This is a genomic window from Limnomicrobium aquaticum, assembly GCF_040545545.1.
GTDB classification, from domain to species: Bacteria; Pseudomonadota; Alphaproteobacteria; order Rhizobiales; family Rhizobiaceae; genus Ensifer_A; species Ensifer_A aquaticum.
Genome location: NZ_JBEPMB010000001.1, coordinates 40,491 through 55,901, shown reverse-complemented (window position 1 = coordinate 55,901; position 15,411 = coordinate 40,491). Strand labels below are relative to the sequence as shown.

The window sequence follows — 15,411 nt, the reverse complement described above, 5'->3', positions numbered from 1 at the left end:
TCCACATGACCGGCGTCACCGTCACCTACAGCCTCACGATCAATGACCAGAGCATGGTAGGCCAACTCGGCTCACTCGTCGATCACATGGACAACCCGATGGGCTTCTACAAAAACGTCGGCGAGTACCTGCTGAACTCCATCCATGACAGTTTCGACCGGGAGGAAACGCCCGCCGGCATGGCATGGCAGGGGCTGAAGGAGAAGACGAAGCACCGGCGCGAACAGATGCGCCTGACGCCGATCCGCATCCTGCGCGCGCGGGGCCGTCTCTCAGGTTCATTTTCTTCGGTCGCAACGGTGACGGAAGTTCGTGTCGGGACTCCGGTGCCCTATGCTGCGATCCATAACTTCGGCGGCGACATCGAGCAGCCCGCCCGCAAGCAGACGATCTACCAGCGCTATGATGAGAAGACGGATACGCTGCATCAAAAGTTCGTCCGGAAGTCGCGGTCGAATTTCGCACGGGATGTCGATGTCGGTGCGCACACGATCACGATACCGGCACGTCAATTTGCCGGCGTCACCCAGGAGGGGGAAAGGATAATTTTGGGCATTGCCCAGGATTGGCTTAGGGTCGAAGCGGATGGTCAGAAAACCCGCCCGTAGACGCGCGCGCCGGGTCGCGATGTCCGCTCATACCGGATTCCGGATCGACCCCCGTTAGACCCCCGTTAAAAATCGATTGTGAGGGCATCCGAATGGCATCTTGGCTTACCGATCGCAGCCCGGCCTTGAAACGTCGCCTGACCTGACGCATTGTGGCCGCTGAAGGGGAGTGGGTCCGCTTGACCGGACCTATTGTCCAGACGCGGCAAATCACCCGCTGATGCATGGTCTATCCAGTATTGCACTGGAAAGAACCACATGCAGAGCCCCGCTCCGAAAAAAACCGCACGTATCGAAGTTTTCCGCACCGGCACCTTCACGGCGATGGACGGCCGGCAGCTTTCCTTTAGCGCGGCCGACCTGAAGGCGATGGCGGATGCCTATGCCTATGCGACCGCGCCGGCCCCGGTTGTCGTCGGCCATCCGAACACGGATACGCCGGCCTTCGGTTGGGCCAAGAGCTTCGACTATGATGCCAAGGCCGATCGCCTCTTCGCAAATGTCGGTGAGATCGCGCCTGCCTTCGCCGAAGCCGTGAAGGCTGGGCACTACAAGAAGGTCTCGCTTTCCTTCCATAGCCCGGAAGCGCCGGCCAATCCGATCCCCGGCACCTGGTATCCGAAGCACATCGGCTTCCTGGGCGGAACGCCGCCGGCCGTCACGGGGCTCGCCAACGTCCAGTTCTCCGCCGACGACAGCGGCAACGCCGTCACCGTCGAGTTTGGCGGCTTCGAGGACGCGGCGGGCCTCTTCAGGCAGCTCCGGGAATTCTTCATCGACAAGTTCGGCCTCGACGATGCTGACAAGGCGCTGCCCGGCTACCGCATCGACTGGCTGGAGGAACAAGACCCCGAGCCGGGCCGCTATCCGAACTTCTCTTCACCCACCAACAAGGAACCTCCTGTGACGAACAAAGCCGATCCGGCCTTCGCTGCCCGCGAAGCCGAGTTCTCCACCCGCGTTGCCGCGATTGAAGCGCGCGAACGCGAAATCGCTAACGCCGACAACGTTGCCTTCGCGGAATCGCTGGTCACCGGCTGCAAGCTGCTGCCCGCGTCGAAGGACAAGGTCGTTGCGATCCTGAACGCGCTCCCGGCGGCAACTGCCGTCTCGTTCGCTGATGGCTCTTCGACCGTTTCCGTTTCTCTGCACAAGGCGCTGCGCGACGTGCTGGAAGCGCAGCCGAAGATCGTCTCGTTCGGCGCAACGGAAATGCCGCCCGTCGGAAAGGATGCTGCCGTGAGCTTCGCTGCTGACGGTCACAGCGTCGATCGCGAACGGCTGGACACCCATGTCAGGGCGCTCGCCTACCAGCGCGAACATCCCGGCACCGAATACATCATCGCCGTCAAGGCCGTTTCCTGACCTGAAGGAGCCCACCGACAATGCAGTATCTCATGGATGTGTTTTCGGACACGAGCACACTCACCACGGATGTCGAGGCCTTCGACCTCGTGGGTTACAACGACGCAAAGGTCACGGCCGATGACGCGCCCGTGAAGGGCGTCGCCAAGAATCCCGGCAAGGCCGGCGACGATATCGGCGTGGTGCTGATCGGCGCTGCCCGCGTCCGCGCGAAGGGCGCGATTGCGAAGGGAGACAAGCTCGTTTCGGCCGCAACGGGCGGTGTGAAGACGGCGGGTGCCACACCTGCCAACGCCTTTGCCCGCGCACTCACCGACGCGGCCGATGGTGCCTTCGTCAAGATTTTCATTCGCTAAGGACTGTCTTCGCTCATGGTCAATGTTCTCAACAATCGCACCGCCGCCGTCGTCGATCCGATCCTTTCGACCCACGCACGCGGCTATCGCAACTCCAGCTTCATTTCGCACGAGCTGTTCCCGCGCGTGACGATCCCGAACCGCTCGATGCGCGTCATCAAGTTCGGCAAGGAGGCTTTTCGCCTTCTCAACACGCGGCGCGCGCCGGGCACGGATAGGAAGCGCGTCCAGTATGGCTATGCTTCCGATCCGGTCTCTCTCGCCCAGGACTCGCTTGAGGCCGTCGTGCCGCTCGAACACCAGCAAGAGGCTGAAAGCGTGCCCGGTATCGACCTTGGCGCCGGCGCAATCAACATGGTGCTCGAAGTCGTGGATCTCGGCCTTGAGGTCGAGACGGCGAATATCGCTCGCCTGGCCAGCAACTACGACAACAATCACAAGCTCATGCTTACCGGGTCCGATCGCTGGAAAAGCCCGACGAGCGACCCGAAGGATGACTTCGACACGGCGAAGGAAGTCATTCGTCAGTCGATCGGCCGCTACCCGAACACGCTGGCCCTCGGCCCCAGCGCCAAGAATGCGCTCAGTAAGCACCCCAAGATTATCGAACAGTTCAAGTATACGGGCCGTGACAGCATCACGGTCGAAATGCTGGCTGCCTATTTCGAGATCAAGAAGGTCGTCGTGGGCGCTGCCGTCTACCTGCCGGAAACGGCCGACGACTCCATGCTCGCAAACGATGTCTGGGGTGACGATGCCATCCTCGCCTACGTGCCCGACGCGGGCGACAATTTTCAGGTGCCATCCTACGCCTACACCTACGAGCTTTCCGGCTATCCGCAGGTCAACCAGCCGTATTTCGAGGACCGGAACGGTAGCTGGATTTATCCGACGACGGTGGAGCGCCGTCCGATCCTCACGGGTGCCGAGGGCGGCTTTCTCTTCATCGGGGCCGGCGCGCAGCCGTCGTAAGGGGAGGATGAGCCATGGACGATAACAAGGTTTCAGTCACGCTTGCGGCTCCCGCCAAGATTGGCGGCAAGGTTCTGAGCGCTGGCGTAACGGTCACTGTCTCCGCCGGTGTTGCAAAGCAGCTCGGCGAGCCCTTCGACACGTCTGATACGCCGCTGGCGGTGGACTTCGATACGGAGGTCGAAGAGGTCGCGAAGGTTCTTGCCGATCAGCGCATTAAGGACGCGGTTGAGACTGCAGTTGCGACGATCGCCAGCGAAAACGAAAAGCTGGTGGCCGAGAACGATCACCTGCGCAAGTCGCTGACCGATGCCAACAACGCAGTTGCAACGATTTCCAGCGAGAACGAAAAGCTGGTGATTGAGGTCGATCGCCTGGGTAAGGCGCTTGAAGATGCGAAGGCCGAGGTTGCCGCTGCAACGGACAATCAGAAGGACGCCGCCGGTACGATCACCGATCTCCGCAATCGCGTGACCGAACTGGAGACGGCTTTGGCCGATGCGACGAAGCCTGCCACTGAGGGCGACCCTGCGCCCGCTGCCGGCAAGGCGACGAAATAGGGCCGTTCCGAAGTCTCCCAAGCCGGCCCTGAAGAGGGGCGGATGATGCCACCATCCGCCCCGATTTCCCGAAAACCAATGGTAGTCCGATGACCTATGCAACGCTTGATGACCTGATTGCGCGCGCTGGCGAGACCGAAATCCGCCAGATTGCCGACCGCGATCGTGACGGTGTGATTGACGCCGGCGTCGTCGCCGACGCCTTGGCTCATGCCGACAACCTGGTCAACGGTTATGTGGCGACCAAGTACACGCTTCCATTTTCCGTCGTTCCCGATCTCGTCCGCACCTGGGCAATCGATATCGCCCGCTGGCGCCTTCACTTTGCCGACCCGCCGGAATGGGTCGTGACCGATTACGACAACGCGATTGCCGCGCTGAAGGATGTCGCCAAGGGCGCGATCACGCTGCCAGTTTCTAACGGCGATACGCCCAGCCAGTCTTCCGGAACGACGATGTTTTCAGCACCCGACGAAGTCTTCTCCGAACACGCTTTGAGGGGGTGGTGATGCTGGACCTGGTTGAACAGCGTCTGAAGGACCGCGCCGCCATCCTGCCTTCGGTCGATATGGCCGAGGACCTGGACGCGATCGGCAAGGCGACGGCCCGGCCGAGCGGAACGACGTTCGTCATTCCGTGGCGTGAGAAGGCCAATGCCAACAAGCTCATGGGCGGGTTCCGTCAGCTCGTGGTCGAACAGTTCCTGACCGCGATCATCCTTCGCCACTACGGCGATGCGCTCGGCTCGATGCGTGCCGCCGAGTTCAGCGAGTTCAAGACCGCCATCGAGCAGGCCATCGCAGGGTGGCAACCCACTGACATGAGCGACCCTTGCGAGCTTGTCGGCGGCCAGAACACGCCGCTCGGAAACGGCGTCTCAGTCTACGTCCAGACGTGGGAAACCACGCGATATCTAACGCTTGAGGAGTGACATGGATCAGCCAGAGACAGGCGGGCGTTGGGTCCGCGATCCCCAAACCGGCGCGCTTTCGAAGCTCGAAGAGCCTGTTGGCTCGCCCGAGCCTGCAACTGAGGCCGACACTGAAACTGACGTGAAGGCCGAAAAGCCCACCACTGCCAAGAGAGGCGAAGCATGAGCAACTCGCGATTTTTCAGAAAGCTTGCCATTCTGGTCAAGCCGGAAGTCACCCAGGGCGTCGACTCCGTGCCGGTGGCGGCGAATGCCGTTATCTTGTCGAATGTGACGTTCACGCCCATGACCGGCGACCGCGTTTCGCGCGACCGCCTCTTGCCCTACATGGGCAACCAGGGCGTCATTCTCGCGGGCATCTATGGCCGGATCGAGGGCGATCTTGAGCTTGCCGGCTCCGGCACGCCGGGCACGCCGCCTAAGTTCGCTAGCCTTCTGCGTGCAGCCAACTTTGCCGAGACCGTCACGGCTGCCACGAAGGTCGAATACACCATCATCGAAGACGGTGATGAGACGGTTTCGATCTATTTCATCTCGGACAAGGTCCAGCATGTCTTCGTGGGCGCGAAGGCCAGCATCGCGCCGTCATTCGTGACGAAGAACTATCCGAAGGCTCGCGTGAATATCGTCGGCATGCTCGGCTCGATCACCGATCTCGGGTCCATGCCTGCAGTGAGCGATACCGGATGGGGTACGCCTGTCCATGTCAGCAAGGCCAATACGACCGTGAGCCTGCATGGCTGGAACGCAGTCGCGGAAAGCATTTCGCTCGATCTCGGCAACACGCTCACGCCGCGCTTCCTGATTGGCGATGAACGCGTCGTTGTCTCCAATCGCTCGTCTACCGGCACGGCGGTCGTCGAGGCTAAGGCGCTCTCCGAGGTGAACTGGTTCGACAAGTCGCTGACGAAGGTAGGCGGAGCTTTGTCGATCATCCATGGCACCCAAGCCGGCAACATCCTGACCATCACCGCCCCCAAGGTGCAGATCGGTGAGCCGAGCCAGGGGCAGACGGATGGCATCCTCAACTATTCGCTTCCGCTCGATCTCGTGCCCGTCAACGGCCGCGACGAACTGAAACTCACCTTCACCTGATCGGCCTCCGATCGGGCGGCGATCCAACCAGCTCATTACCTTCAGGAGACACAAGGTATGAAATTCGTTCTTGAGACCACGCATCGCTACTGGTGGCCGGTCAAGGTCCGCATTCCGGACCCGGAAGCGGCCGGCAAAATCATCGAACAGACCCTGAAAATTCAGTTCGAGCCGAAGGGGCGTGACGAGGCGCTGGCGTCTGACGAGGTTTATCAGAACCTCACGACTGCCAAGGACCGCGCGGACCACGAGCAGAAGCAGCTCATGGATGTCTGCAAGGGCTGGGATGACGTGGTGGGCTCTGACAAGTCGGCCGTCGCCTTCACGGAAGAAAACTTCCGGCTCGCTCTCCAGCACAGCTGGTTCCGCACTGCCGTTTATCAGGCCTATGCCGACAGCCTGAACGGGCAAGAGGCGCGCCTGGGAAACTGAGGGCGGCGGCGCGCGCGTGGGCTTTCTCACGCCTCGGCCGCGCCGATCCGCAAGAAGCCGCCACTCTCGATGAGGATGTGGCGGCTCAATTCGAGGCGATGGGACACCGCGTCGATCAATCGGAAATCAGCCGACAAGAGAGTGAGGCATTCAAAGTGGCACCTTCGAACTGGGATAGCGTGATGGCTTTTCTCGCCTGCGATACGCAGTGGCGGGTCGTTGCCTTGCCGTCCCGTTTGAGTTGGATTGGCCTTGATTATGCCGGCGTCGATGTTGTGCTGCGCCGCTTTGAATTTCCATCGTCTGTCTTTTCTGATCTTCAGGTGATGGAGCATGCGGCTCTCTCCGTTCTCGAAGGGAATTCTGCATGAGCGCTCAGATGCAATTCGAGATGGTATTCAAGGCCAAGACCGCCTCGGCGAGGGCTGCTACCAATGACCTGCGGAAAGATGTCGGCGCGTTAGGAACAGAGGCCGTTCAGAGCGCCGGCGCGCTGGACCGGCACGCATCGTCCATGGACCGTGATGCAGCGGCGGCGACCTCGCTGTCTCGCTCCAGCGAAAATGCGCGCCGAACGCTGGCCTCTATCGGAGCTGCGGCCGGATCGGCGCAGCCGAGCATGGATAGGCTCATCGCCACCTTCGCGCGCCTTGATGCGCCTGCCGCCAATCGTAACGGCCGCGTTGCCGACATTACAGCCTATGGGCAGGAGCTTGACCGGCTTCAGGCGAAGTTCGATCCGTTGTTTGCAGCCCAGCAGCGTTATCAGGCGAAGATTGCTGAAATCACGCAGGCCGAGCAGGTCGGCGCGCTTTCGGCCACCAACGCAATCGAAATCAGGCTGCGGGAAAAGAACGCCTATGATGCGCTTATCTCTAACGTTGATCGCCTCAATATCGCGCGGAAAGCGGCTGCTGAAGGTGTCGTGTCCAGCCGTTCGATCGTTCCGGATCGAGGGTCTGATATCGAGGCCTATGGCCGCCAGCTTGATCAGCTGCGCACGAAGTTCAATCCGGTCTACGCGGTCATCAGCGGTTATCGGGAGCGGCTGACCGAGATCCGCGAGGCGAACAGGATCGGCGCGATCTCGACGGATGAAATGACTTCCGCCATCCAGCGTCAGCGTCAGGCGGCTTTGGCCTCGATCGATGTGATCAAGGGGCGAAACACGGCGGTTCGCTCCGGTGGTGCTGCCAATAATAATATTGCGGCAAGCAACGCGATGTTCCAGTTTCAGGACATTGCCATGACATCGGCTATGGGGATGAACCCCCTTATGGTCGGGATGCAACAGGGCTCACAGCTTGCGGGCGGCTTTGCCGGAATGTCCGTAAAGCAGGCGGCTTCGACCGCTCTGAGTGGACTTGCCGAAATGGCCAGCATGACTTCGCTGGTCACGATCGGTCTCACCGTAGCGGCTTCTGCCGCAATTCAGTTTTTCACCACGTCGTCGTCGCAAGGGAAAACTGCAAACGATGTAATTGAGGAACAAGCGAACCGCGTCAAGGAACTAGGCGAAGCGTGGGGCGTCGCGACCAATGAGGCGAAGACGTACACTGAGGCGCAGAAGATCATTGCTCAGACAAATGCGAGCGCCGGCCTTGTCGAGACACAAAAGCAGCAGCAGAAGGCCTTTGATACCCTCAACGCCAAGTTCTTTGATTTCGCGGTGGGCAAACAGTACGCGAATATTCCCGGATTTGCCGAGCAGTTCGGAAAGGCGTTCTCCGATCTGGAAACCAGCATCAAGAATGGCAGTGCCGATGTCGATGGCTTCGTTGAAGCGATCAAGCGGATCGATGATGCCAATCCGGGTTTCGCGAAGGTCGGCAACGAGTTCATCAAGCTTGCAGAAGATCTCTACAAGCTGAACGGTGAGGCCAAGAAGACAGTCGATATCATGGCGCAAATTGCCCTTCAGGGTTCGCGCCTCGATCCGCTCGGCGTGTTCGACTCCGGAAAGCAGCAACAGCGGCTCGCCGAGCTGACGCCGTCGAAGACAGAGTTGCAGACTCAACAGATCGACGCTTACCGGCTGACGACGGATGCTAAGAGCCCCCAGGAGAAGGCCGCAGCTGCACGAGCGACCGCCGCCGCGCAGTTCAATCCGTCCGAAAGCTCCACGGATCGGGCAAACAGGATTGAACTTGCCGGGCAACAGGCGCTGATTTCTGCTGAAAAGCAGCTTGCCGAGGCGAAGCGCGATCGGGCACGTTCCATCGATGACACGCTGACCAGCGCGCGACTGGAGCTGTCGCTGATCGGGCAGACGACATCGTCCATCGAATCGCAGCGGATGGAGCTTCGGTTGCTCACCGAAGCCAAGACGGCTGCCGAAAAGGCAGGAACTACTGTCTCCGGCGAAGAAATCACGCGCATTAAGCAGGCGGCTTCCGAGTATGGCCGTCTGCAAGAGGCCATCAAGGCCACGAACATCCTGCGCGATCAGGCGGACAATCTCCAGCAGCTCCGCCTCGAAATATCGCTGATCGGCCAAAGCGAAGCGGCGCGGTCCCGCGCTCTGGCGCTCGCCAAGGCGGAAAAGCAGATCCGTGACCAGGGCATCACCGCCAATAGCCAGCTGGCACAACAGATGCGCGTAGGCGCAGTTCAGGAGGCGGACCAGGCCACAAGGCTTAGCCGCTTGCAGGATGCCTGGAACACCCTTCAGACGACGGGCGAAAGCGCGATCGATTCAATTGGTGACGCGCTACGGACAGGTGATTGGGCCGGTGCGGTCAATTCCGTTCTCGCCGACATCCAGAAGTCGTTCATCCAGCTCGGTTTTAGTAACCCGCTGAAGAACGCATTGTTCGGGACGAATTATGGCACGCTTGCAGACGCCGGCGGCCTCATCGGATCGATATTGGGTGGCTCGGCCGTCTCTTCAACGACAACGTCGTCGATCGGCGCAATGAATGTGAACGCAGCCAGCGTCATTATCAACGGCGCGGTCGGTTCGGGTGGTCTGTTGAGCGGTCTTTCCGGTGCCGCCAACGATAATTTGGTCGGCGGTGCGGTGGCAATGACCGACAAGGGCGGTGTGGGTGCTCAAGTCTGGAACTTCTTTGCGAGCAAGGGACTGAAAGATTTCCAGATTGCCGGCATCATGGGCAATGTAGCGCGTGAAAGCAGTTTCAACCCCACGGCTGTCGGCGATGGTGGGGATGCGCTCGGGCTATTCCAATGGAACGATCGCGCACCAGCGATGCTGAACGCGATCGGCGGCCGTGGTAATCTCTCTAACGTTTCAGCGCAATTGAACTATGCTTGGAAGGAATTGCAGAGTTCAGAAAGTGGCGCTCTGTCGAGGTTGCTCAAATCGACGAACCTGAATGACGCAACTGCGGCGTTTGCAGGTTTCGAGCGTCCGCGTGGCTGGTCCCTCCAGAACCCGCAGGGGGCGGATGGTTTCAGCGCCAGGCTGAGCGGCGCGGAGTCAGCACTCGCAAAGTTCGGCTCTACAACAAACGCTACCAGCACTGCTTCGGATGCGCTCGGTCGCGGTCTGACAGGTGCAACGGATGCAAGCGGGAAGCTTGGCACTGGTCTGAACTCGGCCGCGTCCGGATTGAGCCAACTAGGTTCAGGTCTTGACCGTTTCGGCCAAGCGCTCGCGGCAGCTCAATCAGGTGGCAATTCTGGCCTTACTGATCTTCTAGGCTCATTCACGAAGGTCGGTGTCAGCGCGTTTAACACATCCGCGCAGTTCCAATCCGCCGTGATGTCGGGCTTTCCGGGCCTTTGGTCTGAAGGTGGCTTCACCGGCAATATCGATGAGAAGTCGATTGCCGGTTATGTGCATGGCGGTGAATTCGTCTTCTCAAAGCGTGCCGTCGATAAAATCGGCCTCGGCCCTCTCGATGCCATGCACCGCCAGGCGCGTGCAGGTTACGCCTCGGGTGGATACGTCGTGCCCGTTGCCAATAGCAATATCCCGGCCGCGCCGACGTGGCCCGCAGCGGGTCAGACTTCTGTCGCCTCGGCTGCGCCGGTCATCAACATCATCAACGGCAACGGGTCAAACGTGAAGGTTCGCGACCGTTCGACGGCTAACGGTGTCGCCATTGACGTGATGATTGACGAGGCAGTCGCAGAGAAGGTCTCGAAGGTCGGATCGAACACCGGCCGCGCGATCCAGTCTCAGTTTGGGCTCAACAGGAGCTTGTCGCGTCGATGACAGCATCTTGGCCCAACACGCTCCCGCAACATTTTCTGCGCGAGGACTTCGCCGGAACATCGCCGGATAACCTCGTTGCATCCGAAATGTCCATCGGCCCTGCCAAGGTGCGCCGCCGGTCAACGGCGGCCGTTTCGACAATGAACGGGTCGATGGTCATGACAGACGCAGAGTTCACCATCTTCGAAGCCTTTGTTGCCAACGATCTTGCAGGCCGGGCGAAAGCCTTCAACTTCCCACATCCACGCGGCGGCGCGCCCGTGCTCGTTAGAATGACGAAGTCCTATACCTGGGTTCCAGATGGCATCGAATGGAGGGTCAGTATTCAGCTTGAGGTGCTGCCGTGAGCCGGAACCTTTCGCCAAGATTTCTAACGGCAGCATTTGCCCAGGAGACCGATGAAGTCGTCATCTGTCTACTGACGATCACGCATCCGGACCTCTCTGCGCCGATTTACCTGTCGTCGAACCCGACCGAGCGGATTTCGGATGATCCGCTGATTTATGCGACGAACAGCCGTGGTAATCAGTATCTGTTCCTGCCGTTCGACTTCACGATGCCGGACGACCAGGCCGACAGCGCACCTCGGGTTCAGCTTGTAATCGACAACACCGAACAGCAGTTAGTCGCGATGCTGAGGTCGATTTCGACGCCAGCGACGATCAGGGTCGAGATCGTCCTGGCGTCAGCTCCTGATCAAGTCGAAATTGCGCTGCCAGGCCTCCAGCTTGGCAATGCCAAGATCGGCGAAAAATCTGTCTCGATCGACCTTGTAGCCGATCCGCTCGTCAATGAACCGTTTCCGGGCGGTTCGTTCACGGCCGGCGCATTTCCGGGGTTGTTCTGATGGACGAGCGCTTCATTGGCATCCCCTATATCGCGCACGGCCGGGACTATTCGGGCGCCGATTGCTGGGGGATCGTGTTCCTTTTCTACCGCGACGTGCTCGGCCTTCAGATACCTGCCTATTCGGCCGAAATGAAAGCCCGTGCGTTTCACCATCGCGAAATCGGTGCGCTGATCGAGGCAGAACGCGCCGCGCACTGGATTGAGATTTCTGAACCTGCAAACGGCGATGTAGCCCTGATGCGCAGCGGTCGGGATGAAAGCCATGTTGGCATCTTCGTCGCCGGCGGAATGATCCTCCATTCCGAGGGCGAACCCGGCTCATGTCTCGTTCGTGCCGACGACATGCGGGTTCGCTCCCGCCTCGTCGGATACTTCCGGGTGCGCGCATGAAGCTGGAAAACCTTAGTCAAGTGGAGATTATAGAGCCCGGCGCCGGCGTTGACGTTTGGCTTCGGCGTTCGCCACTCCGGACAGAGCGCGAGCATTTCATAGCGCCGGTTGGTCTCACGCTGGCCGAGATCGTCGAACTGGCCCGCGATCTCCACGGTCTCCATATCAGTCGCGCGATGTATGTGACGATCTCCGGTCATCCGGTTGAGCGGAGCCGCTGGCATCGCGTCCGTGTCAAGCCAGGCGCGACCGTCAATATTGTCGTTATTCCGGGTCAAAATGCCTTTCGGGCGATCCTGGGCGTCGTCGTCTCCATCGCGGCAGTGTTCCTTGCGCCTATCCTTGCAGCCCCGATTATTTCAATACTCGGCGTCGGCGGCACGGTCATCGCGACGGCGATTACCGGCGCGATCGGCGTCGGCCTTTCGGTCGCCGGATCACTTGCCATCAATGCGCTTTTTCCTGTCTCAAACTCCGCGCCGACCAATAGCCTCGGCCAAAGTGACAGCACACGGACACTCTATTCGATTGCCGGAGGCCAGAATTCCGCTCAACGTTATGGAGCGATCCCGGTCATTTTCGGGACACACCGGATTTCGCCACCCTATGGCGCGCGTGAATATACGGAGATCTCGGGTGACGATCAGTATCTGCGGATGCTCTTTGTCATCGGTTACGGCACGATCGACGTCTCGGATATTAAGATCGGTGAGACGCCAATTTCGAAGTTCGAAGGTGCACAGGTCGAAATCATCACCGACAGCACGTCGCAAGCTCTGACGCTGTATACGGCACCCGTCTATGAAGAGAGCGTGTCTGTGTTGCTGCAGAGCACCGACGACTGGACGGTGCGCACCACGGCCGACAAGATTGAGACGATCTCGGTCGATTTTTCGTTTCCCAACGGCGTCTACCGCTACCAGAAGTCCGACGGCAACCGCGTCAACTATGCGGTGACCGTCGAAGTGCAATATGCGGCGAAGTCGAGCGGTGCATGGGTCTCGGCCGGTACCGTGTCGATCGCCAGCAGCTCACCGCAGGCCGTGAGGCGAACGCTCGCCTGGAGCGTTGCATCCGGTCAGTATGACGTTCGGGTGCGCAAGATCACCGCCGATTATTCGGGCAGCGATACAGTTTCTGAATCGGTCTACTGGATTGCCGTTCGCGGGCGCCGGCCCGTGAAGCCCGTAAACTTTCCGAAGAAGCTGACCCTTCTAGACCTCAAGATACAGGCGACGAACTCGCTGTCCGGCACGGTCGACAAGCTGAACATGATCGCAAAGCCGCGCATGAAAGCTTGGAACGGTGCGACATGGGTTGACGATCAGAATACCAGGAACCCGGCCGACAATTTCCGTTATGTGCTTCAGGGCGACGCAAACGCGCGGCCCGTGCCTGACAGCATGATCGACCTGCAGTCGATTCAGGATTGGCATGCCTATAATGTCGCCAATGGCTTCGTGTTCGACTACGTCACGACTGAGGCCAAGTCGGTCTATGACACGCTAACGATGATCGCTGCTGCCGGCCGCGCAGCTGTGTCGATCCGCGATGGAAAATGGGGTGTCGTGTGGGATGTCGAGAACTCACCGATCGTCCAGCATTTTTCGCCGCGCAACTCCTGGGGTTTCCAGTCGGCGCGGGCCTATGCGGACCTCCCGCATGGCTTTCGGGTCTCGTTCATCAATGCGAAGAACGGTTATCAGCTCGATGAACGCGTCGTCTATGATGACGGTTATTCTGTAGGCAATGCGACAAAGTTGGAAGGCATCAATTTTGAAGGTCAAACAGAACCAGACTTGATCTGGCGTCATGGCCGCTATCACATCGCTCAGCTCAGACTTCAGCGCGAGGTCCACTCGCTCTACGCGGACTTCGAGCACCTGGTCTGCACCCGTGGCGACCGCGTTCGCGTCAACCACGATACTGTGCTCTGGGGCGCTGGCTCGGCGCGCGTGAAGTGGGTCTCGGCCGCGCCGGACGTCGTCACCATCGATGACACCTTTATCATGGAGGCCGGCAAAACCTATTCCATGCGCTTCCGGCTCGTGGACGGCTCGTCGATCGTGCGGACGATTGTCGGTGTAGCTGGAGGGTTCAGAACGTTCAATCTGGCTGGCTCCGGCGCACTGCCTGAAGCAGATGATCTTGTACTCTTCGGCGAGAACACACTCGAAAGTGTTGTGCTGCGCGTGAAGTCGGTGACGGCGCAGGCCGATCTCACCGCGAAGATTGAACTCGTAGACGACGCGCCGGCCATCATGCAGGCCGACAAGGGCGCAATACCGGCGTTCTCAACAGGCATCGCAGGACCGATTGACTACGGCGCGGTTGCTCCGGCCAACCTCTCTGTGGTCGAAAGCGTTTGGTCCACCAGCCCCGCATCGTCTGCCCTCACAATCAGCTGGACCATGTCGGACGTCGCCACGGTCTTGCGCTTTTATCTGCAATATGCGCCGCGTGGCTCAGATCAGTGGTCATCTGCAATCACGACAACGACGCATCAGGCAACTGTGACCGATGTAGCGGTCGGCTCCTATGATATCCGGGTGCGGGCGATATTCTCGAATGGTCAAGTGTCCGGCTGGCTTTTTGGCAATGCGACTGCGTCCATCTTTGCAGGGGCACCCGGCGACGTCTCAAACTTCAGGATATCTGTTACTGGCGATAATTCGATCCTCCAATGGGATCAGACACAGGACGAAATCACTGGATATTACGAGATCCGTTATTCCTCGTTGCGGGCCGGAGTTTCATGGCAGACTGCCACGGTGCTCGTGACAAATGTCACCGGCGGCCAGGTGCAGATCGGCACGATGGCTGGCACCTACTTGATCAAGGCAGTGAGTGTTGCCGGGATCCCATCTGAAAATGCTGCGTTGATCGTGTCTGACGTGACGTCGGTGACCGCCTTCAACGCTGTTGAAACTGTCGTTGACACCGCATTCGTCGGCGCGAAAACAAACACGTCCTTCGATGGTGAGACCTTGCGTTTGACCGTGCAGGGCGACTTTTTTGGCGACGCAGATTTCTTCGATGGCACCGATTTCTTCCTCGGCGATGGCGGATATTTCGCGACCGGTTACTACGACCTCGACAACACGATCGACCTGGGGGACACCTATACCGTTCGTATCAGCGCTCAGATTGATGGCGGCGGTGTTCAATCGAGTGTCGACTTTTTTGGCGATGGAGACTTCTTCGACGGCTCCGATTTCTTCGGCGATGTGGCGAACAAGTGGGACGTCTCCATTGAAGTCGCACTCACGCAAGACAACCCTGCCGGCGTGGCCACATGGTCGGACTGGGTGCCTCTGACAATCTCGCACGTCGCCGGTCGCGCCTTCAAATTCCGGGCAAAATTGATATCCGGTCAATCTGACGTGACGCCGGTCGTATCCTCATTGGTCATTGTGGTCGATATGCCCGATCGCATCGTCGCTGGAAACGACCTGCCAGTTGGCACCGGTGGCGCGGCCATCACATTCAACCCGCCATTCAAAGCGCTCCAGGGTCTCGGCATTGCCGCTCAAGACCTTCGGACCGGCGAATATGCCGAGATCAGCGGGAAATCGGAAAGCGGCTTCTCGATCATCATCAAGGATGCCACCGGATCACCGGTCGTCAGGACCTTCGACTACGTGGCCAAGGGCTACGGCGCAGTTCATTAGAG

The 15,411-nt window shown here is 59.6% G+C and carries 16 protein-coding genes; 15 read left to right on the top strand and 1 reads right to left on the bottom strand.

What is annotated here, in order from left to right; translation table 11 throughout:
• Positions 1–5 precede the first annotated feature (5 nt).
• The 10 genes from ABID16_RS00275 (at position 6) to ABID16_RS00230 (ending at position 6,690) form a co-directional block, all read left to right on the top strand.
• A complete protein-coding gene (locus tag ABID16_RS00275) occupies positions 6–608 on the top strand; it encodes a phage virion morphogenesis protein (protein WP_354553972.1) in 603 nt (200 codons plus the stop codon).
• Between the two features lie 258 nt (positions 609–866).
• On the top strand, positions 867–1,973 hold the full coding sequence (locus ABID16_RS00270; protein ID WP_354553968.1) for a hypothetical protein: 1,107 nt from the start codon (positions 867–869) through the stop codon (positions 1,971–1,973).
• 20 nt (positions 1,974–1,993) lie between these two features.
• Entirely contained in the window at positions 1,994–2,329 is a 336-nt protein-coding gene (locus tag ABID16_RS00265; protein ID WP_354553964.1) for a capsid cement protein, read from the top strand.
• A gap of 15 nt (positions 2,330–2,344) precedes the next feature.
• Entirely contained in the window at positions 2,345–3,301 is a 957-nt protein-coding gene (locus tag ABID16_RS00260; protein ID WP_354553960.1) for a major capsid protein, read from the top strand.
• Positions 3,302–3,315: 14 nt separating this feature from the next.
• Entirely contained in the window at positions 3,316–3,861 is a 546-nt protein-coding gene (locus tag ABID16_RS00255; RefSeq protein WP_354553956.1) for a hypothetical protein, read from the top strand.
• A gap of 89 nt (positions 3,862–3,950) precedes the next feature.
• Positions 3,951–4,370: a gp436 family protein gene (locus ABID16_RS00250; protein WP_354553953.1), complete on the top strand. Its 420-nt coding sequence runs from the start codon at positions 3,951–3,953 to the stop codon at positions 4,368–4,370.
• Positions 4,370–4,792 (top strand): phage tail terminator protein, encoded by a 423-nt coding sequence (locus ABID16_RS00245; RefSeq protein ID WP_354553950.1) that lies wholly within the window; start codon positions 4,370–4,372, stop codon positions 4,790–4,792. The genes ABID16_RS00250 and ABID16_RS00245 overlap by 1 nt, the downstream gene beginning before the upstream one ends.
• Before the next feature lie 162 nt (positions 4,793–4,954).
• The gene (locus ABID16_RS00240; protein WP_354553947.1) at positions 4,955–5,887 is read left to right on the top strand and encodes a phage tail tube protein; all 933 of its coding nucleotides are present in this window, start codon (positions 4,955–4,957) and stop codon (positions 5,885–5,887) included.
• Positions 5,888–5,944: 57 nt separating this feature from the next.
• Positions 5,945–6,319, top strand: a complete 375-nt coding sequence (locus ABID16_RS00235; RefSeq protein ID WP_354553943.1) for a hypothetical protein — start codon at positions 5,945–5,947, stop codon at positions 6,317–6,319.
• A 98-nt stretch (positions 6,320–6,417) separates the two neighbouring features.
• The gene (locus tag ABID16_RS00230; RefSeq protein ID WP_354555866.1) at positions 6,418–6,690 is read left to right on the top strand and encodes a DUF1799 domain-containing protein; all 273 of its coding nucleotides are present in this window, start codon (positions 6,418–6,420) and stop codon (positions 6,688–6,690) included.
• An 89-nt stretch (positions 6,691–6,779) separates the two neighbouring features.
• Here ABID16_RS00230 and ABID16_RS00225 read toward each other — a convergent pair whose 3' ends face one another.
• Positions 6,780–7,610: a hypothetical protein gene (locus tag ABID16_RS00225; RefSeq protein ID WP_354553939.1), complete on the bottom strand. Its 831-nt coding sequence runs from the start codon at positions 7,608–7,610 to the stop codon at positions 6,780–6,782.
• Between ABID16_RS00225 and ABID16_RS00220 the strand changes: the two genes are divergently transcribed.
• The 5 genes from ABID16_RS00220 to ABID16_RS00200 are packed head-to-tail and all read left to right on the top strand — an operon-like array spanning position 7,566 to position 15,409.
• On the top strand, positions 7,566–10,499 hold the full coding sequence (locus tag ABID16_RS00220; RefSeq protein ID WP_354553936.1) for a phage tail tip lysozyme: 2,934 nt from the start codon (positions 7,566–7,568) through the stop codon (positions 10,497–10,499). The genes ABID16_RS00225 and ABID16_RS00220 overlap by 45 nt on opposite strands.
• Complete coding sequence (locus ABID16_RS00215; protein ID WP_354553932.1) at positions 10,496–10,846, top strand: hypothetical protein; 351 nt, start codon at positions 10,496–10,498, stop codon at positions 10,844–10,846. The genes ABID16_RS00220 and ABID16_RS00215 overlap by 4 nt, the downstream gene beginning before the upstream one ends.
• The gene (locus ABID16_RS00210) at positions 10,843–11,346 is read left to right on the top strand and encodes a DUF1833 family protein (protein ID WP_354553928.1); all 504 of its coding nucleotides are present in this window, start codon (positions 10,843–10,845) and stop codon (positions 11,344–11,346) included. The genes ABID16_RS00215 and ABID16_RS00210 overlap by 4 nt, the downstream gene beginning before the upstream one ends.
• The gene (locus tag ABID16_RS00205) at positions 11,346–11,738 is read left to right on the top strand and encodes a C40 family peptidase (protein WP_354553924.1); all 393 of its coding nucleotides are present in this window, start codon (positions 11,346–11,348) and stop codon (positions 11,736–11,738) included. Before ABID16_RS00210 ends, ABID16_RS00205 begins: the two co-directional genes overlap by 1 nt.
• Positions 11,735–15,409 carry a host specificity factor TipJ family phage tail protein gene (locus ABID16_RS00200; protein ID WP_354553920.1) on the top strand — a complete coding sequence of 1,225 codons (3,675 nt, stop codon included), beginning with the start codon at positions 11,735–11,737 and terminating at the stop codon, positions 15,407–15,409. The genes ABID16_RS00205 and ABID16_RS00200 overlap by 4 nt, the downstream gene beginning before the upstream one ends.
• Positions 15,410–15,411 lie beyond the last annotated feature (2 nt).